Source organism: Pseudoalteromonas sp. SG41-5 (assembly GCF_014164495.1).
Lineage (GTDB): Bacteria > Pseudomonadota > Gammaproteobacteria > Enterobacterales > Alteromonadaceae > Pseudoalteromonas > Pseudoalteromonas rhizosphaerae.
The window spans coordinates 31,630-53,907 of sequence record NZ_JACJFH010000013.1 but is presented as its reverse complement, the minus strand read 5'-3'; the positions used below and the strand labels follow the sequence as shown (position 1 = coordinate 53,907).

22 protein-coding genes and 2 tRNA genes are annotated in these 22,278 nt (G+C 40.4%); 19 read left to right on the top strand and 5 right to left on the bottom strand.

Annotation, left to right across the window (positions count from 1 at the left end):
• Window positions 1-2 precede the first annotated feature (2 nt).
• The 12 genes from lptE to lipA all read left to right on the top strand — a co-directional run bounded on the left by lptE (window position 3) and on the right by lipA (window position 10,180).
• On the top strand, window positions 3-497 hold the full coding sequence (lptE, locus tag H5232_RS05665; protein ID WP_145240554.1) for an LPS assembly lipoprotein LptE: 495 nt from the start codon (window positions 3-5) through the stop codon (window positions 495-497).
• Entirely contained in the window at window positions 497-1,534 is a 1,038-nt protein-coding gene (holA, locus tag H5232_RS05660; RefSeq protein WP_182740488.1) for a DNA polymerase III subunit delta, read from the top strand. The genes lptE and holA overlap by 1 nt, the downstream gene beginning before the upstream one ends.
• A 16-nt stretch (window positions 1,535-1,550) precedes the next feature.
• Complete coding sequence (gene nadD / locus H5232_RS05655; protein ID WP_182740492.1) at window positions 1,551-2,186, top strand: nicotinate-nucleotide adenylyltransferase; 636 nt, start codon at window positions 1,551-1,553, stop codon at window positions 2,184-2,186.
• A 53-nt stretch (window positions 2,187-2,239) separates the two neighbouring features.
• Window positions 2,240-2,557, top strand: a complete 318-nt coding sequence (gene rsfS / locus H5232_RS05650) for a ribosome silencing factor (protein ID WP_182830631.1) — start codon at window positions 2,240-2,242, stop codon at window positions 2,555-2,557.
• A 47-nt stretch (window positions 2,558-2,604) separates the two neighbouring features.
• Window positions 2,605-3,075: a 23S rRNA (pseudouridine(1915)-N(3))-methyltransferase RlmH gene (rlmH, locus tag H5232_RS05645; protein WP_145240546.1), complete on the top strand. Its 471-nt coding sequence runs from the start codon at window positions 2,605-2,607 to the stop codon at window positions 3,073-3,075.
• Between the two features lie 9 nt (window positions 3,076-3,084).
• Entirely contained in the window at window positions 3,085-4,953 is a 1,869-nt protein-coding gene (gene mrdA, locus H5232_RS05640; protein WP_182830630.1) for a penicillin-binding protein 2, read from the top strand.
• The gene (gene rodA / locus H5232_RS05635) at window positions 4,950-6,056 is read left to right on the top strand and encodes a rod shape-determining protein RodA (RefSeq protein WP_182718129.1); all 1,107 of its coding nucleotides are present in this window, start codon (window positions 4,950-4,952) and stop codon (window positions 6,054-6,056) included. Before mrdA ends, rodA begins: the two co-directional genes overlap by 4 nt.
• The gene (locus tag H5232_RS05630; protein ID WP_182718130.1) at window positions 6,056-6,829 is read left to right on the top strand and encodes a septal ring lytic transglycosylase RlpA family protein; all 774 of its coding nucleotides are present in this window, start codon (window positions 6,056-6,058) and stop codon (window positions 6,827-6,829) included. Before rodA ends, H5232_RS05630 begins: the two co-directional genes overlap by 1 nt.
• A gap of 54 nt (window positions 6,830-6,883) precedes the next feature.
• Window positions 6,884-8,044 carry a serine hydrolase gene (locus H5232_RS05625; protein WP_149980736.1) on the top strand — a complete coding sequence of 387 codons (1,161 nt, stop codon included), beginning with the start codon at window positions 6,884-6,886 and terminating at the stop codon, window positions 8,042-8,044.
• A gap of 222 nt (window positions 8,045-8,266) precedes the next feature.
• Entirely contained in the window at window positions 8,267-8,545 is a 279-nt protein-coding gene (gene ybeD, locus H5232_RS05620; protein ID WP_145240537.1) for a DUF493 family protein YbeD, read from the top strand.
• 19 nt (window positions 8,546-8,564) lie between these two features.
• A complete protein-coding gene (lipB, locus tag H5232_RS05615) occupies window positions 8,565-9,218 on the top strand; it encodes a lipoyl(octanoyl) transferase LipB (RefSeq protein WP_145240535.1) in 654 nt (217 codons plus the stop codon).
• On the top strand, window positions 9,215-10,180 hold the full coding sequence (gene lipA, locus H5232_RS05610) for a lipoyl synthase (protein WP_145240533.1): 966 nt from the start codon (window positions 9,215-9,217) through the stop codon (window positions 10,178-10,180). The genes lipB and lipA overlap by 4 nt, the downstream gene beginning before the upstream one ends.
• Window positions 10,181-10,341: 161 nt before the next feature.
• On the opposite strand, the gene H5232_RS05605 is transcribed toward lipA, so the two are convergent.
• Entirely contained in the window at window positions 10,342-11,052 is a 711-nt protein-coding gene (locus H5232_RS05605) for a hypothetical protein (protein WP_182830629.1), read from the bottom strand.
• A gap of 199 nt (window positions 11,053-11,251) precedes the next feature.
• On the opposite strand from H5232_RS05605, the gene H5232_RS05600 reads away from it, so the two are divergent.
• Window positions 11,252-11,491, top strand: coding sequence for an RNA-binding protein (locus H5232_RS05600; protein ID WP_145241401.1), 240 nt, complete (start codon window positions 11,252-11,254; stop codon window positions 11,489-11,491).
• Between the two features lie 233 nt (window positions 11,492-11,724).
• A complete protein-coding gene (locus tag H5232_RS05595) occupies window positions 11,725-13,344 on the top strand; it encodes a M28 family metallopeptidase (protein WP_182735576.1) in 1,620 nt (539 codons plus the stop codon).
• Window positions 13,345-13,389: 45 nt separating this feature from the next.
• Here the strand turns inward: H5232_RS05595 and H5232_RS05590 are convergent, their stop codons facing one another.
• From H5232_RS05590 to H5232_RS05580, 3 genes are all read right to left on the bottom strand, one after another.
• Window positions 13,390-14,334, bottom strand: coding sequence for a general glycosylation pathway protein (locus H5232_RS05590; RefSeq protein WP_182830628.1), 945 nt, complete (start codon window positions 14,332-14,334; stop codon window positions 13,390-13,392).
• Between the two features lie 206 nt (window positions 14,335-14,540).
• Window positions 14,541-14,843 carry a DUF6172 family protein gene (locus tag H5232_RS05585; RefSeq protein WP_145241408.1) on the bottom strand — a complete coding sequence of 101 codons (303 nt, stop codon included), beginning with the start codon at window positions 14,841-14,843 and terminating at the stop codon, window positions 14,541-14,543.
• 159 nt (window positions 14,844-15,002) lie between these two features.
• A complete protein-coding gene (locus tag H5232_RS05580) occupies window positions 15,003-15,524 on the bottom strand; it encodes a VC2046/SO_2500 family protein (RefSeq protein ID WP_145241410.1) in 522 nt (173 codons plus the stop codon).
• A 112-nt stretch (window positions 15,525-15,636) separates the two neighbouring features.
• Here H5232_RS05580 and H5232_RS05575 point away from each other — a divergent pair.
• Both H5232_RS05575 and H5232_RS05570 read left to right on the top strand, forming a co-directional pair.
• Window positions 15,637-15,721 (top strand) — tRNA-Tyr (locus tag H5232_RS05575).
• A 49-nt stretch (window positions 15,722-15,770) separates the two neighbouring features.
• A tRNA-Tyr gene (locus H5232_RS05570) sits at window positions 15,771-15,855 on the top strand.
• Window positions 15,856-15,893: 38 nt separating this feature from the next.
• Here the strand turns inward: H5232_RS05570 and H5232_RS05565 are convergent.
• Window positions 15,894-16,625 carry a M48 family metallopeptidase gene (locus tag H5232_RS05565; RefSeq protein WP_182830627.1) on the bottom strand — a complete coding sequence of 244 codons (732 nt, stop codon included), beginning with the start codon at window positions 16,623-16,625 and terminating at the stop codon, window positions 15,894-15,896.
• A gap of 85 nt (window positions 16,626-16,710) precedes the next feature.
• On the opposite strand from H5232_RS05565, the gene H5232_RS05560 reads away from it, so the two are divergent.
• The 3 genes from H5232_RS05560 (at window position 16,711) to H5232_RS05550 (ending at window position 22,271) form a co-directional block, all read left to right on the top strand.
• Window positions 16,711-17,691, top strand: coding sequence for an ion channel (locus H5232_RS05560; RefSeq protein ID WP_145241414.1), 981 nt, complete (start codon window positions 16,711-16,713; stop codon window positions 17,689-17,691).
• 249 nt (window positions 17,692-17,940) lie between these two features.
• The gene (locus H5232_RS05555; protein WP_182735741.1) at window positions 17,941-21,282 is read left to right on the top strand and encodes an MHYT domain-containing protein; all 3,342 of its coding nucleotides are present in this window, start codon (window positions 17,941-17,943) and stop codon (window positions 21,280-21,282) included.
• The gene (locus H5232_RS05550) at window positions 21,282-22,271 is read left to right on the top strand and encodes a two-component system response regulator (protein ID WP_182830626.1); all 990 of its coding nucleotides are present in this window, start codon (window positions 21,282-21,284) and stop codon (window positions 22,269-22,271) included. The genes H5232_RS05555 and H5232_RS05550 overlap by 1 nt, the downstream gene beginning before the upstream one ends.
• Window positions 22,272-22,278: the final 7 nt, after the last annotated feature.

Here is a 22,278-nt window from a genome sequence, read left to right as displayed (position 1 = left end):
TTATGGCTGCTATTCATGCCATTAAAAACGGACTAGCCTTAGCGCTAGTCTGTTTTTTGTTATCTAGCTGCGGCTTTCACCTTAAAAAAGCCTCAAGTCTGCCTGATGACTTGGCCACCTTAACTTTAAACGGTGATGATGAAAAATCAGCGTTATTTGCGATGCTTGGCAAAGAACTCACATTGAGCAAAGTTGAGTTACTCGACACGCCTAAGAAAAACGTCGCTCAGCTGTATTTATATAAAGATCGTCTTGAACGTCAAACCTTATCATTATTTAAAAATGGTCAGGTTGCCGAGTACGAGTTAGCTTATAGTGTTCGCTACTTACTCAAGCGCCCTGGCAAAGAAGCAATTGAACAACGTTTTGAGCTTTATCGTAATTATCAAGACGACCCTGATAACGCTTTAGCAAAAGCAAAAGAGTTAGAGTTGCTATTGAATGAAATTCGCATGCAAGCTAGTCGTCGTATTGTTAGAGAGCTGTCGCAACTATAATGCGCTGTTATGCGAATCAATTACCCAATGAATTAAAAAAAGGCTTACAGCCTTTTTATTTAGTATTTGGTGAAGAACCCTTTCAAGTAGCACAATGCGCTCAACAAATTCGTCAGATTGCGAAACAGCAAGGTTTTGATGAGGTTGTTAAATTTACCTTAATGCCCGGTTTTGATTGGCAAGAGCTAATAGCGCAATATCAAAGTATGTCGTTATTTAGTGCTCGTACTTTAATCGAGCTAGACCTTAATTTTCAAAAGCCAGGTATTGTTGGTAGCCAAACGTTTAAACAGCTCGTAGCACTAAACAACCCCGACACCGTACTTATTGTAAAAGGGGCCAAGGCCAGTCAAGATATTCAGCGCAGTGCTTGGTTTAAGTCGTTAGATAAACTGGGCGTATTTGTACCCTGCTACCCCCTGACCGGCAATCATTTAAGCCGTTGGCTTGATGAGCAGTGCCAGCGCTTAAAAATCAATATGCAAGCAGATGCCAAACGCACCCTAATTGATGCTACTGAAGGTAATTTGTTAGCGTGTTTTCAAGAGCTCGAAAAGCTGTCGTTATTGCATGGCACTGCTATGATCGATCAACAGCAGGTTTTACAAGGCCTACTTAATCAAGCCAAGTTTGATATTTTTGATTTAAGTGATGCACTGCTACAAGGTAATAGTCACCAAGCAATTAAAGTATTAAATAAACTCGCTGGCGATAACACTGAAGCTGTGAGTATCTTATGGACCATTACTAAAGAAGCAAATACCTTACTAAGCCTACAATTAGGCTTACAACAAGGTGAACAACTGGCAACGCTATTTAAACAAAAAGCCATCTGGAAAAATCAGCAAGGGCCGATTCAACAAGCACTTAATCGTTTGTCGATACATACTTTAGAGCAAATCACCCAGTTGCTCGCACAATTTGATGCCAGTTATAAGCAAGGTAATTTAGTCAAACCGTATCAAGCATTAGCACATATTTGTTTAGTATTTTGCCAACCATTGACGTTTCCTTTGCCTGCGCATCCGCTCAACTAATTATTAGGCGTTTATGATGATTGCACTGTTTGGTGGGACTTTTGACCCCGTTCATTTAGGCCATATCAATATGGCTAAGCATTGTGTCGAGCATTTCAATTTAACAACTTTATACTTTATGCCATGTGCTATTCCAGCTCATAAGACTGCACCTGGGATAAGTACGCAGCATCGCATCACAATGCTCAATGCTGCGATTGCACCTTACCCATATTTTCAACTCGATTTACGCGAACTCAATCGCAGTGGCCCGTCATATTCATTATTAAGCCTGCAAGAGATCCGCATACAATTTCCAGATCAACCATTATTATTTTTAATTGGCATGGATTCGTTTAATAACTTAGATAAATGGTTTGAGTGGCAAACAATTACTCAGCTTTGTCATATTGTGGTATTTCAACGCCCGGGCCTAAAATTCACTGCCCATGGCGAGTTACTCGCATACCAACAAGCCGCAGAATGTAGCAATAGCGCAGAGCTTACAACGCAAGCTGGTGGAAAATTATATTTTTTAGCTGGCGAAGAAATGGCTATTGCCTCAAGCGATATTCGCAAGGCGATTAAAAATGGCATAGATTACAATGAACTTCTTCCTACTGGCGTGAGTCAGTATATTCAATCACAGCAACTTTATCTAAGTGATGAATAAATACCAGTTGCGTGATAAAATAACAGCTATTCACTTTTAAATGAGATAACACCTTGGATACGAAACAACTACTCGCCTTTGCAATAGACGAAATTGACGATATGAAAGCACGTGATGTGGTTAATATTGATGTAAGCGCAAGCTCAGACATCACCGATTTTATGGTCGTGTGCTCTGGTACTTCGAAACGTCATGTATTGTCAATTGCTGATCATTTAGCAAAAGAAGCTCGTCACGCAGGTCAAGAGCCTCTAGGGTATGAAGGCCAAAGCGATGGTGAATGGGCACTGGTTGATTTAGGCGATGTAATCGTACACGTAATGCAAGATCAAGCACGTAGCTATTACGACCTCGAAAAACTATGGAGCTAATATCAAGCTAACCGCTCACTAATTTTAATCGAGTTTGGATGTAACACGTGAAAATACAGATGATTGCCGTTGGCACCAAAATGCCAGCGTGGGTAGAAACGGGTTTTGCACAATATCAGCGCCGCTTTCCAAAAGATATGGCGCTGGAGTTAATTGAAATTCCCGCAGGTAAACGTGGTAAAAATGCAGATATCAAACGAATCTTGCATATTGAAGGCGAAAAAACCTTAGCCGCTATCCCTAAAGGCAATCGTATTGTTACGCTTGAGGTAACAGGCAAAGCGCTTGATACTCACCAATTAGCAAAAGACATGGAGAAGTGGCAACTGGATGGCCGCGATGTAAGTTTGCTAATTGGCGGCCCTGAAGGCTTAGCACCAGAATGTATTGCTGCCTCAGAGCAAAAATGGTCATTATCAAATTTGACCCTACCACATCCATTGGTGCGTATTATTGTTGCTGAAAGTCTATATAGAGGCTGGAGCTTAAACAATAACCACCCGTATCACCGCGAGTAACATTTACTCATGCGCAAACACAGACCCACAATTAGAGACCACTCAGCAGAAGCTAACCTATTTGCTCGTCGCGCCTTTGTGGGGTTTGTATTTGTTACTATTTTAGTCGCGGTTTTACTTTCCAATTTATATACCATTCAAGTTGATGATCACCAAGATTATCAAACACGTTCTAACGACAATCGCATTAAAGTTATTCCTATTGCTCCTAACCGAGGCCTTATTTATGACCGCAATGGTGTGTTGCTCGCTGAAAATAAGCCTGTTTACAATTTAGAAGTTATTCCTGAAGAAGTTGACGATCTTGATGCATCACTGTCAGCACTGACAAAATTTATTGATATTTCAGAGCAACAAAAAAACGATTTTCTTGATGATATAAAACATAACCGTCGCTTTAAGAGTCAAGTATTAAAAGCACGTTTAAACGAACAAGAAGTGTCCCGTTTTTCGGTCAATCAGCATAAATTCCCAGGGTTTAGTATCGAAGCACGTTTGGCACGCTACTACCCGTTTGCAGACACCCTAACTCATGCGTTAGGGTATGTTGCTAAACTCAATAAAAAAGAACTGGCTCAGCTCGAAGCACAAGAGCAAGGTACTAATTACCGTGCAACCCATGATATTGGTAAACTCGGTATTGAGAAATATTATGAACAACTGCTGCATGGCCAAGTAGGTTCGCAGCGGGTTGAAGTCAATAATCGTGGTCGCGTCATTCGCACCTTAAGTATGACTCCTCCGCAGCCGGGTAATGATCTTGTTCTTACTCTTGATGTTGGCTTGCAGCAAATTGCCCAACATGCACTTAAAGATATGCGTGGCGCTGTGATCGTCATGGACGCCAAAGACGGAGGCGTGTTGGCGCTTTATTCCAATCCCAGTTATGATCCGAACTTATTTGTTCACGGCATTAGCAGTAAAAACTACAAAGCCTTATTAAATCCTGACCGACCTCTAATCAATCGAACCACACAAGGGCGTTATGCGCCAGCATCGACGGTAAAACCTCACATGGCTGTTCTGGCCCTTGAAGAAGGTCTCGTTACCGAGCAAACGTCAATGTGGGATCCTGGTTTCTTCCAAATTCCGAATGTTGATCATAAGTGGCGAGATTGGAAACGTTGGGGCCATGGCCATGTTGATGTTTACAAAGCCATTGAAGAGTCTTGTGATACCTATTTTTATGATGTTTCTTATCGATTAGGGATCACCAAAATCAGTGATTTTATGGCACAGTTTGGCTACGGTGATTTAACCGGTATTGATATTCATGAAGAAACCACGGCTATTTTGCCATCAAAAGAATGGAAAGAAGGCCGTTTTAAAGAATCATGGTGGCGCGGCGATACTATCTCTGTTGGCATTGGCCAAGGTTATTGGACCGCAACTCCCCTACAAATCGCAAACGCGATGAATATATTAGTAAATCGTGGCGTTAATCACCCTCCACACTTAGTACAAGTTGTAAAAAAAGACAATGACGTCACACAGATCAATAATGAAGAAAAGCCACCCGTTATTTTAAAAGATCCTCGCCATTGGCAGGTCGCATTAGATGCTATGCATAACACTGTTCAAAAAACCTCAGGTACTGCACACAGAGCATTTAAAGGAACAAATTACGATTCAGCAGGTAAAACAGGCACCGCACAAATAGTCAGTATTGCTCAAGGTGAGCGATACGATGCAAAATCCCTCAAAGGGCGTCAACGTGATAACACTATCTATGTAGGCTTTGCACCTTATGAGGATCCCAGAATCGTTGTTTCTGTTGTTCTAGAAAACAATCATGGCGGTGTGCAAATTGCTCGCCAACTAATGGATTACTACTTTGCCGCAAATCCCGTTAATCTTGCTAGGAATAACACACCATGACCAGTTTGCATGATGGCCGTTCAATCTGGATGCGTATGCATCTTGACTTGCCGCTACTGCTGGCATTGCTATTAATGATGGCAGGCAGTGTAACCGTTGTTTATAGCGCCAGTGGTCAAGACCCTGCAATGATGATCCGTCATATTACTAGGATGGGCGGCGCTGTTTTAGGTATGATTATTTTAGCGCAATTTTCACCCGCGACCTTAAAGCGTTTAGTTATTCCTTTATATTGTGTTGGGTTAATGATGCTGGTTGGGGTGCTGTTATTTGGCGTCAGCTCCAAAGGCGCTCAGCGCTGGTTAGATTTAGGCATTACCCGCTTTCAACCTGCTGAATTAATGAAAATAGCCGTGCCTATGATGGTGGCTTGGTATATTGGCCGTAATCATTTGCCGCCAAGAGCACTGCACTTAGTTGTTGGTTTTACCATTGTTATGGTTCCCACACTCCTGATCAAAGAACAGCCCGACTTAGGTACCTCCATCTTAATTGCCAGTTCAGGGATCTTTGTATTATTTTTGTCTGGTTTAAGCTGGCGATTAATCGGCTTTTTAAGCGCTTTGGTTGCTTTAGCTGCATGGCCTTTTTGGCATTACGGTATGCATGACTATCAAAAACAGCGGGTACTAACTTTGTTCAATCCAGAAAGCGATCCTCTTGGCTCTGGTTATCATATTATCCAATCAAAAATAGCTATCGGCTCTGGTGGTATTGAAGGTAAAGGTTGGCTGCAAGGCACGCAATCACAATTAGAGTTTTTACCTGAACGCCATACTGATTTTATCTTTTCAGTACTTAGTGAGGAATTTGGCCTTTTTGGTGTATGTGTTTTATTGTCCATGTATTTATTTATTATTGGTCGCGGTTTGTATATCGCAGTTAATGCTCAAGATGCATTTGGTAAATTACTGGCAGGGGCACTCACGCTGACTTTTTTTGTTTATGTATTTGTAAATATTGGCATGGTATCAGGGTTACTACCTGTGGTGGGTGTACCATTGCCATTGATAAGTTATGGCGGTACGTCGATGGTCACTTTAATGGCCGGGTTTGGCATTATTATGTCTATCGCAACTGATAAAAGGATGCTGTTAAAATAATGCGCTACTGTTTAAAATTATTCAGCTGTTTGTGGTTAGTGGTTTTTTTAAGTGCCTGTAGCTCTTCAGGTATAAATCACAGTGACCGGTATAGTATGCGCCATGATTCTGCACCACTGAGAGTACCCACTGAATTAGAAATGCAAGATGCCATAGTCACAGAGGTTAGCAAAAGTGCCAGTGCTGGGCGCGCTTACACAGTTAACGGCAAAAACTATACTCCGATGCTAGATGAAACTGGTTATAGCGAAGAAGGTATCGCTTCATGGTATGGCCGTAAATTTCATGGTTATCACACCTCAAATGGCGAAGTCTACGATATGTTTGCGATGACTGCCGCTCATAAAACGTTACCCTTGCCTAGCTTTGTAAAAGTAACCAACACCAGTAATGGCAAATCTGTGATTGTCCGTGTAAATGATCGTGGCCCATTTCATGATGATCGCTTAATCGATTTATCCTATGCAGCAGCGTATAAACTTGGTTACTATCATCATGGTACAGCCAAGGTTAAGCTTGAAGCTATTACAATGGCCGATTCGACTGCGCGTTTGAGTTATATTCAAGTCGCTGCAGGCAGTACCTTAAAAAATATTGAAGCATTAGCGTACACTTTACGCCAGCAATATCAATTACCCACTAATATTGTGGAAAAAGATGCTATTTATAGGCTGCGTTTAGGGCCAATTAAAAATGCTGAGCAAGCTCAGCAAGTACTTGAAAAACTAAAACAGGATCAATTTCAAAACGCGTTCTTGCTTTATAGTGAATAACACCTTTAGAATGAGGTAAACGCGAATCTTTAACTTTAACCATTAATGAGTATGATGAAATCTATTAAATCCAAAATTATTAGCGGTGTATGTGGCGTAGTTTGCTCTGCTGCCGTTTTTTCTGCGACCGCCCAAATCATCCCTGCACCGCCTCAAGTTAATGCAAAAGGTTATTTTCTTGTTGATTTCACCACTGGTAAAGTTATTGCCGAGGGTGAAGCTGATACTCGCCTAGCACCTGCCAGTTTAACTAAAATGATGACCAGCTACGTCATTGGTACCGAAATCAAAGCAGGCAATATAGCGCCAACAGATATGGTTACGGTAAGCGAAAAAGCGTGGGCTAAAAACTTTCCTGAATCTTCGAAAATGTTCATCGAAGTGGGTAAGCAAATTAGTGTTAACGATTTAAACCACGGTATTATTATCCAGTCAGGTAATGATGCTTGCGTAGCAATGGCAGAACATATTGCCGGTAGCGAAAGCGCATTTGCAGACTTAATGAATGCCCATGCTGAGAAATTAGGTATGAGTAACAGCCACTTCATTAATAGCCATGGCTTAGATACCAACGAACACTTCACAACCCCTCGAGATATGGCCACCTTAGGTGCAGCACTTATTCGTGATGTACCTGACGAGTATGCGGTTTACTCACAAAAATCATTTACTTTTAACGGCATTAAGCAATACAACCGTAACTCACTGTTATGGGATGAAAGCTTAAACGTTGATGGTATAAAAACCGGTCATACATCGGAAGCAGGTTACAGCTTAGTAAGTTCAGCGACTAAAGATGATATGCGTTTAATCGCCGTGGTTATGGGTACTTCGAGTGAACGTGCACGTAAAGTAGAAAGTAAAAAATTACTTAACTATGGTTTTCGTTTTTTTGAAACAATCACACCTTACAAAGCCGGCGACAGTTTTGCCGAGCAACGTATTTGGATGGGTAACAAAGAAAATGTATCGTTAGGCATTTTAGTTGATACGCCGATCACTATTCCACGCGGCCAACGTAAAAATTTAAAAGCCGACTTTAAACTTGATAAAGTTTTAGAGGCACCATTAGCGAAAGGCTCTACCGTAGGTACTTTATCTTTACAACTTGAAGGCGAAGTAATTGCTCAGTATCCTCTGGTAACGCTTGAAGAAGTTGAAGAAGGTAGCTTCTTTAGTAAAATTTATGATTACCTACGTTTACAAATAATGTAAAACGCTACCAAATAATATAAGCGCCTTGCAAAGCAAGGCGTTTTTTTTTGCTTTAAAGATGGTAGAATGCGCCCCATATCTAACCCGCAAATAACCAGAATACCAATTGTCTTATGTAAGCGATTAATTCAATTGTTATAAAGGTCGAGAACAGGTTATCTAATCGGTTTATTGTTTGGTAATAAATACTAAACACACATATAAGTATGAGGAGTCAACGTCGTGGCTACACCGGTAAAAAATACTAAATTTGATGAATATTTAGAATACCCTTGCCCTTTTACATTTAGAGTAATGGGGTTGGCAAACGTCAACTTAACTGACCAAATTCTAACTAAGTTACAACCTATTGCCCCTGGCGACTACGCTCCAAAAGTTAAACCTAGCAGCAAAGGTAATTATGAGTCAGTTAGCTTAGTCGTTACCGTGACCAGCGGCACTCATATTGAAGAAATTTATAACGTGATCAGTGCGATTGATGACGTACGACACATGCTTTAAACGCTAAGCGGAGTAAGCTGTGAGCGAAAATACCTTAATCGTCCGTCAACTTGGTAAACAGCGTTACATGCCAATTTGGCAACAAATGCAAAACTATACTGATGTTCGAACTGAGCATGATGCGGATGAAATATGGCTCGTTGAACATGAGCCAGTATTTACGCAAGGCCAAGCAGGTAAAGATGAACACCTACTTGCACCTGGAGATATAGAAGTGATCAAGGTTGACCGAGGTGGTCAAGTAACCTATCACGGACCGGGCCAGCAAATGATGTACGTATTATTTAACTTACGTCGCTTGAAAATTGGCGTACGAGAATTGGTCACATGGCTTGAAGAGTGCATTATCGATACACTCAATGATTACGGTATTAAAGCCTACGCAAAAGCAGATGCCCCGGGGGTTTATGTTAACGATAGCAAAATAGCATCATTAGGACTTCGTGTTCGCCGTGGCTGCTCTTTTCATGGTCTAGCATTGAATGTAAATATGGACATGAGCCCGTTTTTACGTATCAACCCATGTGGTTACGCCGGTATGAACATGGTGCAAACAACCGACTTGAACGGCCCAGAAAACCTTGCGCAAGCAGGTGCTGGGCTCGTAAAACATATGATTAAAAAACTTAATGCGACACAGGTTAAGTATACTGAAGGGTTTGAAAACGAATGAATAAACCAGTCAAGATGGAACCAGGGGTAAAACTACGCGACGCTGAAAAAATGGCGTTGATCCCAGTAAAAGTATTACCCACTGAAAAAAACGAAATGTTACGCAAGCCAGAGTGGCTAAAAATTCGCTTACCTAAATCAACTGAGCGGATCGACGGCATTAAACAAGCCATGCGTAAGCACGGACTGCATTCAGTGTGTGAAGAAGCCTCTTGCCCTAACTTATCAGAATGCTTTAATCACGGTACAGCAACTTTTATGATTTTAGGCGCAATTTGTACTCGTCGTTGCCCATTTTGTGATGTTGCCCATGGCCGTCCGTTAACACCAGATGCCGCAGAGCCTGAAAAGTTGGCTCTTACTATTCGCGATATGAAGTTAAGCTATGTAGTGATCACCTCAGTGGATCGAGATGATTTACGTGATGGCGGCGCACAACATTTTGCTGATTGTATTCGTGAAATTCGCAAGTATAACCCAAAAATCACCATCGAAATTTTAGTGCCTGATTTTCGTGGCCGTATGGACCGAGCACTTGAGATCCTAATCGAAACGCCACCAGATGTATTCAATCATAACCTTGAAACTGCGCCGCGTTTATATAAACTTGCGCGCCCAGGTGCTGACTACAAATGGTCATTAGAATTACTGCGTCGCTTTAAAGAAGCACACCCTGAAGTGAAAACTAAATCAGGTCTAATGGTTGGTCTTGGCGAAGAAATTAGCGAAATCGAAGAAGTACTGCGTGATTTACGCGCGCATAATGTCGATATGCTAACGGTTGGCCAATACCTACAGCCATCAAAGCATCACTTACCTGTAAAGCGCTACGTGCCACCAGCAGAGTTTGACGCGCTTAAAGAGTACGCTGATGAAATTGGCTTTACTCATGCCGCATCAGGCCCATTTGTTCGTTCAAGCTACCATGCTGATCAACAAGCTGCGGGTAAAGAAGTGAAGTAATAATTTTCACAGAATTGAAAAAGCCGTTAGTAATGGATTAAATCACTAACGGCTTTTTTGTTATATTAATGGTCTTACCTTTCATGCTAAACCTTTAAAGTTAATTTTAAGAGCATTTCTTCTTAGTTGTTGTAAAATTTTTAGCATATATTTTTCAACGTTTATTTTCGTTTCGAAGCATTGCTTCTCAATTGTGCTGAAACATTATCGTTCAACTTAAGCCAATTTGTTTCATAATCCCACGTTGCTTTAAACTCTTCGCTACTCCTTGAGCTTTCTAACATTTCTCTAAAATCAAAGACGTCTGCAAAATTACTTTCATTTACGTCATAAGTACCCCAGCCCCTAGGCTCCATCTTAATATACTTTAAATAATTAGACTTAAAATCATTAACGGCAGTGACTAGCTCTTCATTACTATTTAGTTTTTCTGCAATGATTGCCTTTTCATCATCATTAAGAGAACCCGTTACTGTAAGCTCACCTGACTCATTGATAGAAATACCCCAACTTTTATTTGCTAAAGAAGGCTGTTCACTCCTTAATTCAGCCATAACGCTATCATAGGGTGAAAGCATCTTCTCAACTGCTTTAGGGACATCACCACCAGGCATATACAAATGAACTGTAGCAACGCCAATATCATACATAACCTCTTCAATAGGTCTTAATATATTGGCATCTTTATTTACAGGCTTATAGTATGTTGCATCAGGCTCTTTAAACTGCCCTTTATGATAGATGTCCTTCGCTAGGCGCTCCATTTCACTTTTTAATTGCTCTTTACTATTCACTGGAGTGTTGATTTCGACCACCGAACTGTTTGAAGTAGGTTGCAATAGTGGATATGTATCTTGCGAGTTAACTTGCATATTACGTCCTTGTTTTTTTATAGCTAAGTTGTTATCGGCTAACTATTCTTATGCTTTAACTATTCCCCCCCAAAAAAGGAACCTACTTTATTCTTTGGCTATCAGCCAAAAACTATTTATGCGGTTTGTAATTAATCATTAGGTCAAACGGCTTTTCCTTGAGACAATCACCCCTGTTATTTTTAAAACATGGTTCTTTATGAAACTATTAGTTAGAAACTTATCACGCACTATCACTGAACATGAAATCCGCGTACTTTTTACTGAACACGGTAAAGTAGCCGATTGTAATTTAGTACTAGATAAAGAAACCGGCCAATCGAAAGGCTTTGCCTTTGTAGAAATGCCAAACGATGCAGAAGCTGCTGTAGCAATAAAAGCATTGAATCAAAGTACTGTTGATAAAAGCAAGATCCGCGTAAAGAAAGCTGACGCTTAAACGTGTTATTTTGTTGCAAAAGGCCAGCACTCTTCGCTGGCTTTTAGCTTTTTTTCACACAACTTCTGCGCCAGTCCCTTTCACCCAACGAAATTTAATTCAATCACTAAATCATAGTATCCAAAATCAACTAATTGTATTTTATAAAAATATCTGCGCTTCATGGCAAAAAACTAGACAGCAAAACCGACACCCCATATAGTCACAGTATGTATCCTTAAAAACCTGCAATTATGTCTCCTCTTTTTAAATCACTCAGTATAACTTTATTATTGGGCTTAACTGGCTGTTCAGAGCCTACTCAAGAACAGGCAACGCTTGACAATACAACCAGTGTAAATTTAAGCAATATTAAACAACATATTAAAACCCTTGCCTCAGACGAATTTGAAGGACGCGGTCCATTAACGCGCGGTGAAGTAAAAACTGTGGGTTACTTAAGTGACCAATACCAAGCGCTTGGATTAACTGGCGCATATAATAATAAGTTTTTACAGCCGGTAAAAATGGCGATGGTAACCGCTGATCAAAACATGCAATTAAAAATTGGCGACTTGAGCTTTACCGCTGGAAAAGATTTTACGGCGCGAACGAAACAATTACAGCCACTTATTGATGTTCGTAATTCAGAGGTAGTATTTGTTGGTTATGGCATTAATGCGCCCGAGTATAATTGGAATGATTATAAAAATATTGATGTAACGGGTAAAACGGTTGTTGTGTTAGTAAATGATCCTGGGTTTGCTACGCAAAACGATGCGCTATTTACCGGCAACGCCATGACCTACTACGGTCGCTGGACTTACAAATACGAAGAAGCCGCTCGCCAAGGCGCAGCCGCAGTATTTATTGTGCACGAAACAGCGCCAGCTGCATATCCTTGGGGCGTAGTTGAAAGCTCAAATACAGGCACAAAATATACCTTGATGGATAACAACCTAAACGCATCAGAACTACCGGTTATGGGTTGGCTAACACTCGATGCAACCGAGCAGCTATTTAAATCAGCAAACTTGAGCTATCAACAATTAAAGCAACAAGCACTTAACGACGACTTTAAAGCTACTGCGCTTAATTTAACAGCAAACCTTGCATTTAAAAACGAAGTGTCACACGCTAAATCACACAATGTTGTTGCGCAATTAACGGGCAGTGAAGCGCCTGATGAATATATTGTGGTCAGCGCACATTGGGATCATTTTGGCACTAAGCAAACTGATAGCGGGCCAAAAATTTATAATGGTGCAGTTGATAATGCCTCAGGCAGTGCTGCCACAATTGAAATCGCTCGTATATTAAGTAACATGCATAAACAAAAACCGTTTAAGCGCTCGATTATTTTTGCAAACTTTACCGCCGAAGAAACAGGGTTAATTGGCTCAGAGCAATTTGCCAGTGGCGAACTTATCCCTACCAAGCAGATGGTCGCTCTGTTAAATATTGATGGTATGAATGTGCTAGATGGCACCGATTACATACTGCAATACGGTAAAGGTTTATCACAAATGGAAGACTACCTTAGCAAAGCCGCAAGCAAACAAGGCCGTCATGTAAAAATGGATCCCGTGCCACAAAACGGCCTATTCTTCCGTTCAGATCACTTCTCACTAGCTAAACAAGGCGTACCTGGTTTACTGTTTATGAGTTTAGGTGATACAGATCCAGATTATATTGCTCATAAATACCATAAAGAAGCTGATGATTACTCTGCTCAGTGGTCATTAGGTGGTGTAAAACAAGACATCGAGTTAATTGTTGATATCGCATCACAATTGGCAAACAACGGTGATTGGCCAAAATGGCAAGCCGATTCAGATTTTAAAACTCGTCGCGCCCAAGACCGCGCAGAATAAACTAAGTTGAGTTGGGGTAGGCATTCATCGCCTACCCCATTTTTATTAATGCCCTTTCTTATTGCGTTGTGCGCTCAATAATAAGGTTTCGGCTTTTGCCCCTAAATACACATAAATAGCCAGCGCAATCAATAGCCCTACAACCGCCAACATCATATAAATTGCCGGTAATAAATACTGCGACTGCCCCAGCGCTGCCTTAAACATCGTTAATAACGCTTCAATAGACACTGCAATTAAAATAGTTGAAATAAACCGTGTGATAGTGCGCCGCGTTGAACTGTGCCTAAAGATATCTTTATGCATTAAAATTTCTTCTTCGAGAATCGTTTTACCTAAATCAAATATTGCTAATGCGAGGGTGATAAAAATGATGATCGTAAACGGTTCGAGCGGATCATTTTCTATAGAGCGGACAAACAGTAAGCTATAAATATCACCAAACACCCGACCAAGCAAAAATAACACTAAGATAAATAAGCAACTGACAATAATGCCATAACCCGCTTTAAAAAATGGCGTCATCGTGGCGCGAGTACGATCCCCCATAATAAATTCGATTAATTGCGTTAGACATACATCAATCACTAAATAGCGATTTTCGCCATATGAAGCATGTAACGATTTTATTGCTGAAATACATAAGTGATTGGTCGCGATCGAAATATAGGGCGGCGTAAAACGAGTATGTTGCTGCTGTTGGATACCTTGAAAATACGGCCTTTCACTCAAATCCTGTGAATCGCCACGATTATTTAAGGTTTTCATATACTGACGTTTAAAGCAGACATTATTACCTAGCTGCACGCCATTTTTATCTAAACAGTATTGTAATTCTAAAAATGGGTATTGAGCGATTAAGTAACGATTATCTTGTTGTTTTTTAACACCGTCTTCTAAGCTTGCTAGCACTGAGTCAAGTAAGTCGTGGATCACGGTTTGGTATTCTTGGTAACGTTCGACGCTAATGATATAACTCATTCTTGCCATGTGTTTGCTCCTAACTGCATAATTAAAAGTAATAGCAATTACAGAACCAACTTTACAAAAACTTATAAATCAATTAGTTGTATTATTTAAATAAAATAAAAAATCTATTTCGCACCAACCAGGTGCAAAATAAAGTGCTGGACTTACTTTTTTGCAAGCACAAAAAATGGGCTACTTAGCCCATTCTTTCATTAAATCAATTACTTTTAAATTTCATCATCAGAGTCTTGCACTTGACGTTGTGCAGCTCTAGCAATGATTTCAACATAAAACGACTCTAAGCCTTGTTTTTCAATTTCGCTGATTGAGTTGCTAATTTCAGCAACGTGCACCACTTGGGCATCTTCAGCAGTGTTACCAAATTTACAATCAAATGCCCAGTAATCAGCATCAATTGGCAACGTTTTATTACGCTCTCTTTTCAAATACTTTTTTACTTCATGCTTTGCAGCATCTACCATGCGAGGGTATTTGATTTTCTCGTGATTCAGCGTGAATGTTTTCTTCATTACGTTCCTAATTACCTTGATTTAATGATGATGGCAATAATACCAAGTAAATTGGAAATGCCATTTGGGGTCATTATAGCAATTGCATTTAGTTTGTGGATGCTTTTTTTACACTAAAATAAATAAAATATTTTTACCGATAATTATTACAGCTTAATATCACGCTTGGGCAAGGTGTAAGGGTTGATGAAGCTCAGCATTATTAAGGCTATCGTAAAATGCAGCCGCATCCATTTGCGGATGATCCAGCTGTGTTTCTTTATCTAAATGACGCTTTCGCACGACAAGTTCGCAATTATCAATCACCATTAGTGGAATATGGTTTTTATCATCTCTGATCACTAATGGTTCCGGCGCAAGGCACGAGCGTAAACGAATATCTGCCATGCTGCCTTGTTGTAATAGCTGTGCATTATGTTGGCCAATGAGCATATCAAATTCATCTGGAGCCAATGCTTGCTCAGGCCCTGCCCCTAATTGTTCACGTAATTGCGCTTCAGTTGGTGTTGAAGCATGTGCATCAAATGGGGTTTTAGGGAGATGAAATTGACTAAAATCTAACACGTCATGAGAAAGCATTGCCAATAATAATGCAAACTCGCCACGACGGTGTTCTGAGACACTTTTGGCAAGACGATTGTTAAGTTGACTCTCTGTGATTAACAAATCATCGATTTGCATAGACTTTAGCCGATTGCAGTTAGTAATAGATATTTATCGGCTTTATTTAATATTTCTTTAGCTTTTTTCTTTACTTAAATGCTCACTTTGCTATTATCAGCGCCGTTGCATTGGAGGGGTTCCCGAGCGGCCAAAGGGATCAGACTGTAAATCTGACGGCTCAGCCTTCGCTGGTTCGAATCCAGCTCCCTCCACCACTTTTCTTACCGCTAAGTTAAGTGGGGCCAAATGCGACAAAATTAGTGTGGAGGGGTTCCCGAGCGGCCAAAGGGATCAGACTGTAAATCTGACGGCTCAGCCTTCGCTGGTTCGAATCCAGCTCCCTCCACCACTTTTCTTATCTATCAGCAAAACTTTATTCTCGCTAACTCATTCGACTACCCATTGTAAACTCGCACCGTGTTGCTTTAGCCATTTTGTTGCTTGCTTATAATCAGGATAAAACTCACTGACGCGCTGCCAAAATGCGGCACTGTGATTTAAATATTTCAAGTGAGCTAGTTCATGCACAATCACATAATCAATAATACTCTGCGGCGCACTGGCTAATAACAAATTAAAGGTCAATTCTCGTCGTCGATTACAACTGCCCCAACGACGCTTATAAGTATGAATGCGAATACTGCTAGGTAAAGTCTCTGCCATTTGTAGGCAATAAGCATGTACACGCATTTCAATATAATTTTCTAATTGCTCATGTAAAAAACTTTCGAGCAAGGTTTGGTACATTGGCTGCTGATGCTTAACCCGTCCAGAAAGATTTAGCTGTAACACATCTCCCTGCTGATTTTTTACTAGCTGCCATGCGCTGCGCGAGCTGACACCATAAGTCAGTATCACAAGTTGTGAAAAAACCAGTACGCGATTATCTTGTAATGGGTATTGGCGAGTATCAAGCATTTGACTTTGCTTGTTAATTTGCGCATTGATCCAGTCAGTTTTACTTAGCAGCCAGCTTTCAAGTTCCTTTTTAGCAACCCCAACAGGCGCATAAACTGTGACACTTTGTTGCTGGACTTTGATAGCGACAGTTTTGCGGCGGCGACTACGTTTTAATGTATATTCAAACAAACCTAACTCTTGTAATTGACCGACAGTCATTAAACTAATTAACAGGTCACTATAATACCTTGCAAAATAACTGCTAATCTATATCTAAGTAGAATTAAATAAAGCGATATCAAACATGCCTGATAAGCCTTGTTGTCGTTATACCTCTCCCGATGGCCATCATTGTCAAGAAACAGACATGGGTTCAGGTTTTTGTTTTTGGCATGATGCCAAATTTGATAAGTCAGGCTTAGATCTGACCCAAAAATTAGAGCGCTATGCAAAAAAGGGAGGATTATTACAGGGATTGCAATTAAAACGCGCTAACCTTAATGGGCTTAATTTGATAAAACAAGATGATGAGGATGGCTTTGATTTATCTTACAGTAATTTTTATCGTGCAACGCTCACCAACGCTCATCTGTTTAATAATAAAATAGCCCACAGTTCACTGATGAAAGCCAACTTGCACGAAGCAAGCCTGCATTACTGCAACCTACAAGATACAAATTTATTGGGTATAAAACTAAACAACACCCGTATTGATAACATTGAGCTAGGCGCTGAACTATTACAGGAAAAACAAGCTAAAGCAGCGCTTAAACATACAGATAAAAGCGCAGCCCTTGACTTATTTGAACAATCAGAAGAAATATTTCGCAATTTACGTAAAGCATCAGAACAACAAGGCTTATTTGAACTGGCGGGTAATTTCACGTACAAAGAACTGCGGATGCGTCACGCACAATATCCACGAGGTTCAAAAAAACGATTAGCCTCGAGCTGTATTGATATGTTGTGCGGGTATGGTGAAAAGCCTGAAAATGTGATCCGTTTTAGTTTGTCACTGATCATCTGCTGCGCCCTGTGTTATTTTATTTTTGGGGTGATGGATGCTGGTCGTATTATGCAGTTCAATCCGGCGGCAACATTAAGTGATAATTTATTAGCCCTACTTAATAGCTTCTATTTTAGCGTGGTTACTTTTACAACCTTAGGATATGGCGATATTACTCCGGTTGGTTTCTCCCGATTCGTTGCTGCAGTTGAAGCGTTTTGCGGGAGTTTCTCTCTGGCATTATTCGTAGTCGTATTTGTCAAACGTATGACCCGATAATTACCGATTACTTTATCTGCGAAAATAAATAGTTCAGCTAAATACCTGCTATAAAACTGGTTATAAATGATGCTATCATTGCGCACAATGAAACTTAGCGAATTGATTTTAAAAAGTTTTTGATTTTGTTAAATTTTGCAGCTAAATATGTAAACAAATAACAGGCATTTGCGCAAAATTAATTAATTGTCTTAACATATATTTCAGGTGATATTAGTTATTACTGAAATAACAGTGTATTGAGCCGTTATGCTTACCGCTTTTTTTATTACCGATCACGATCCGAGCCTTCTTATTAATGGTGTTTATGACCCATTTTTAGTCGCTCTGTCTGTTTTAACGGCTATTTTCTCTGCATTTTTTGCAACTTACATGATCGATCTGGCCAAAGAAACACGCTTCAAAAGTTATCAAAAATTAGCCAACTCAACGGCTTCCTTGGTACTTTCTGGCGGTATTTGGAGTATGCATTTTATTGGTATGTTGGCATTTTCACTGTGTACAAATATCAGCTACGACCCAACACTCACCTTTTTATCTTTTATTCCAGCATTTTTAGCCTGCCTAACTGGCGTGTCATTATTAGTAAAAAATAACGCCACTATTTTCAGTTTAATACTGCCCTCGGTATTACTCGGCGCAGGTATCGGCACTATGCATTACAGTGGTATGGCAGCAATGGAATTGAGCCCGCTGCTACGCTACGATCCATTGATGTTTGGGTTGTCAATTATCGTTGCCGTTGTACTGGCGTTTATATCTTTATATGCTCGCTTTAATATTAAAAAGCACCTCCCAACACTAAATTCTTTGCAGACGCGGTTGATCAGCGCAATCATTTTGGGTTTTGCTGTTGCAGGTATGCATTACATGGGAATGGCGGCAACACGGTTTGTTGCAACCTCGCCATTAATTGGTAATGACAGCGCCAGCTCAGAGCTTACATTTGTTGCTATTAGCGTAGTGTTCGCCACCATTATTCTAACCGCGATAGTTGCTATCATTAACGGTATGGTACGCTATCGCATGTTACTTGAAGAAAAAACAGGGAATGAATCTCGCTTAGAGGCTATTTTATCGACCGCTATAGATGGCATAGTAACAATTAACAATCGCGGTATTATCTTAAGCTTTAATAACGCTGCAGAGAATATTTTCGGCTGGCATAGCACTGATGTAAAGGGTAAAAACATAAAAATGCTGATGGCAGATGACATCGCAGCCGAGCATGATGAATATCTATTAAAGGCACATCACATCGATTTAGGTAAAGTTATTGGCGTCAATCGTGATGTTCTTGCTAAACATAAACAAGGTCACCTATTTCCTATTCGCTTAGGTATTGGTGAAGCAAACCAGCCAGGACAAGAGTCAATATTTGTTGGCTTTATTACTGACTTGACTGAGCAACGCAAACTACAACAAAACCTCATAGCGAAAGAACAACAATACCGCTCGCTGATGAATAATATGCCTGGCGTGGTATTTCGCTGCCAGTTGGATAAAAGCTGGAGCATGATTTTTATTAGCCCTAGCATTAATGAAGTAACTGGCTATGTGCCATCGGAATTTATTAATCAGCATATTCAGTTTAGTGATTTGATTTTTAAAGATGATAACAAACGCATCAATAAATCGGTCGAGCAAGCGATCGCTGCTAAATCGCAATACTCAATTGAATACCGACTACGTCATCGAAGTGGCAAGCTAATTTGGGTGCTTGAGAAAGGTAGCTTTGAGTTCAACAAGCAAGGTGAAGCGATTTGGATCGACGGCGTTATTATCGATATTAGTGAACGTCGTGAATACGAAGATAAATTAAAGTTGGCGAAAATAGCCGCCGAAGATGCAGCTCAAGCCAAACAGTCATTTATGGCGAATATGAGTCACGAAATTCGCACACCGATGAATTCGATTATTGGCTTTAGTGATTTATTGATGGATACCCCACTTGATCAAGACCAACAAAAGCACTTAATTATCGTAAATAATGCGGCTCGCTCGCTGTTACGGCTATTAAATGAAATATTGGATTCTGCAAAACTTGAAAAAGGTAAGCTGACCATTGAATTAGTGCATTTTAATCTTCAAGCGGTGCTTGATAGTATTATTTCTACATTTTGGTTAGAAGCAAAAAAGAAAGATCTAGAACTAACACTTACCATCAAAGAGTCTGTTCACCCTACTTATTACGGTGATCCAGACCGAATTCGCCAAGTTTTAACAAATTTAATTGGTAATGCAGTTAAGTTTACAGCTCAGGGCTCAGTGAATGTCACTGTCAGTACGACACAAAATAATTACTTATTTTTTGAAGTACAAGATACCGGTATTGGTATTGCTAAAGATCGTCTTAAAGCGGTATTTCAGCCTTTTGAACAAGCTGACGGGACTACTACACGTCGTTTTGGTGGCACTGGACTTGGTACTACTATCAGTAAGCAACTCGTTGAGCTGATGGGTGGCATAATCAACGTAGTCAGTGAAGAAGATAAAGGCAGCTGCTTTTATTTTTCATTGCCTTTAGAGGTCGGTGATGAAACCCAAGTCAATTACTTTGATAAGTTGCATACGCAATTACCTAAGCTGCGCATTTTAGTCGTTGATGACATAGCACAAAATGTTGAGCTACTACAGTTATTATTGTCGCGAGATCAGCATACGATTAGCTCTGCAAGCAACGGCTTAGAAGCGATCGCTATTTTTGAAAAACAAGATTTTGATGTCATTTTAATGGATATCCATATGCCTGAATGTGACGGTATTGCCGCGACCGAAAAAATTCGTGAAATTGAGCAACAACGACAGCTAAAAAAGACTCCGATCATTGCGCTCACCGCCAGTGTCTTACAGCAAGATAAATTAACGGCTAAAAAAGCGGGTATGAATGGCTTCGCCAATAAGCCTGTTGATATCAATCAATTGAATCAAGAGATTGCGCAAGTGCTTGGCTTTGGTTTAAATATAGAAACGCAAATTGCTCACATTGATCCCGCAGCACAGCATATTGATTTTAAAAAAGGACAGCAACTTTGGGGCAGTAAGTGTAAACAGCTGAGCGAAATACACCGTTTTTTTAAAGAGCAGCAGGCAACATGTGACATTATCTTTAATGATGGACTAAATGCCTTAAAAGATATTAATGGCACATTACATACCCTTAAAGGCTTATCTGGTAATTTAGGTTTACCGACTATGATGGCCCTACTTTCAACCTTAGAAAACAGCCAAGCCCCTGAGCAGCAGGCGCAAATAATTCAGCAATTGCAGATAGAGTTTAATGCGGTCAATGAGTTGTTAGCTAGAAAAACCAGCAGCTGTATAGCAGTGCAAAGCAGCGAAAAAAATACCCAAGTACTATCGCTCAGCGAATTTAAAATACTGTGTGAACAACTGCGTAAAGACGCAGAAAATGCAGAGCTCAATGATGAGTTGTTAGCAACATTAGCAGACAATGCCCCCGCTACTTATCAAAGTGATGTGGATGCATTAATCGAATATTTCGACCAGTTTGACTTTGACAATGCCCAGAGTACTCTTATTGCATTAATAGAGCTGCTCAATCAGGCAGCAAATTTGGAAACACACTGATGGACTTAATAACCGAACGCCCACGAATTCTTATTGTTGATGATGAACCCGCCAACCTTAAAGTCATGCGCGAAGTATTAGGGAATCAATATCGCCTATCTTTTGCTAAATCGGGTGATGCCGCGCTCGCGTTAGTTGAAAAAGAGCCACCCAAACTCATTCTACTCGATATTATGATGCCAAATATGAGTGGTTTTGAAGTATGTCAGCTGCTTAAAAAAAACCCTGCTACTGAGCATATTCCAGTCATTTTTGTGACTGCACTTGCGGATGAAAGTGATGAGTTTAAAGGTTTTGAAATTGGCGCGGTAGATTACATAACCAAGCCTATTAGTCCTGCAATCGTAAGAGCGCGTGTTAAAACTCATTTATCCCTAGTTCAGGCTGAGCAGCTAAAGTTGGCTCACGTTGATTTAGTCCATCGTTTAGGGTGCGCTGCCGAGTATAAAGACACCGATACTGGCGAGCATATTGTGCGCATGAGTAAATACAGTAAAATTTTAGCACTAGCCTATGGAATGACTGAACAACATGCTGAGCTTCTCAAACAAGCAGCACCGATGCATGACATTGGTAAAATCGGCATTCCCGATGCAATCTTGCTTAAACCAGGGAAATTAACAGCCGAAGAATTTGAACACATGAAACAGCATGCCAAAATCGGCGCTAAAATTTTAGCAAACTCGTCATCGCCGTTATTGCAGCTCGCCTATATACTTGCGATGGAGCATCATGAAAAATGGGATGGATCAGGTTATCCAAACGGTCTTAAAGGTGAGGAAATTTCGATTGAAGGACGTATTGTGGCAATCGCCGATGTATTCGATGCACTTACCTCTAAACGTCCCTATAAGCAAGCTTGGAGCGTTGATGAAGCCATAAGTCATATGCGCGAGCAAGCTGGTAAACACTTTGATCCTCAGCTTATCGCACTATTTGAAGGCCAGCTAGATGCTGTTTTAGCAGTGTACTCTGCCTACCAAGGCTAACCATATG

Coding starts and splice junctions, on each gene's coding strand:
- lptE (WP_145240554.1), top strand. CDS start 3: ATGGCTGCTATTCATGCCATTAAAAACGGACTAGCCTTAGCGCTAGTC.
- holA (WP_182740488.1), top strand. CDS start 497: ATGCGCTGTTATGCGAATCAATTACCCAATGAATTAAAAAAAGGCTTA.
- nadD (WP_182740492.1), top strand. CDS start 1,551: ATGATTGCACTGTTTGGTGGGACTTTTGACCCCGTTCATTTAGGCCAT.
- mrdA (WP_182830630.1), top strand. CDS start 3,085: ATGCGCAAACACAGACCCACAATTAGAGACCACTCAGCAGAAGCTAAC.
- rodA (WP_182718129.1), top strand. CDS start 4,950: ATGACCAGTTTGCATGATGGCCGTTCAATCTGGATGCGTATGCATCTT.
- H5232_RS05630 (WP_182718130.1), top strand. CDS start 6,056: ATGCGCTACTGTTTAAAATTATTCAGCTGTTTGTGGTTAGTGGTTTTT.
- H5232_RS05625 (WP_149980736.1), top strand. CDS start 6,884: ATGAAATCTATTAAATCCAAAATTATTAGCGGTGTATGTGGCGTAGTT.
- lipA (WP_145240533.1), top strand. CDS start 9,215: ATGAATAAACCAGTCAAGATGGAACCAGGGGTAAAACTACGCGACGCT.
- H5232_RS05605 (WP_182830629.1), bottom strand. CDS start 11,052: ATGCAAGTTAACTCGCAAGATACATATCCACTATTGCAACCTACTTCA.
- H5232_RS05600 (WP_145241401.1), top strand. CDS start 11,252: ATGAAACTATTAGTTAGAAACTTATCACGCACTATCACTGAACATGAA.
- H5232_RS05595 (WP_182735576.1), top strand. CDS start 11,725: ATGTCTCCTCTTTTTAAATCACTCAGTATAACTTTATTATTGGGCTTA.
- H5232_RS05590 (WP_182830628.1), bottom strand. CDS start 14,334: ATGGCAAGAATGAGTTATATCATTAGCGTCGAACGTTACCAAGAATAC.
- H5232_RS05585 (WP_145241408.1), bottom strand. CDS start 14,843: ATGAAGAAAACATTCACGCTGAATCACGAGAAAATCAAATACCCTCGC.
- H5232_RS05580 (WP_145241410.1), bottom strand. CDS start 15,524: ATGCAAATCGATGATTTGTTAATCACAGAGAGTCAACTTAACAATCGT.
- H5232_RS05565 (WP_182830627.1), bottom strand. CDS start 16,625: ATGACTGTCGGTCAATTACAAGAGTTAGGTTTGTTTGAATATACATTA.
- H5232_RS05560 (WP_145241414.1), top strand. CDS start 16,711: ATGCCTGATAAGCCTTGTTGTCGTTATACCTCTCCCGATGGCCATCAT.
- H5232_RS05555 (WP_182735741.1), top strand. CDS start 17,941: ATGCTTACCGCTTTTTTTATTACCGATCACGATCCGAGCCTTCTTATT.
- H5232_RS05550 (WP_182830626.1), top strand. CDS start 21,282: ATGGACTTAATAACCGAACGCCCACGAATTCTTATTGTTGATGATGAA.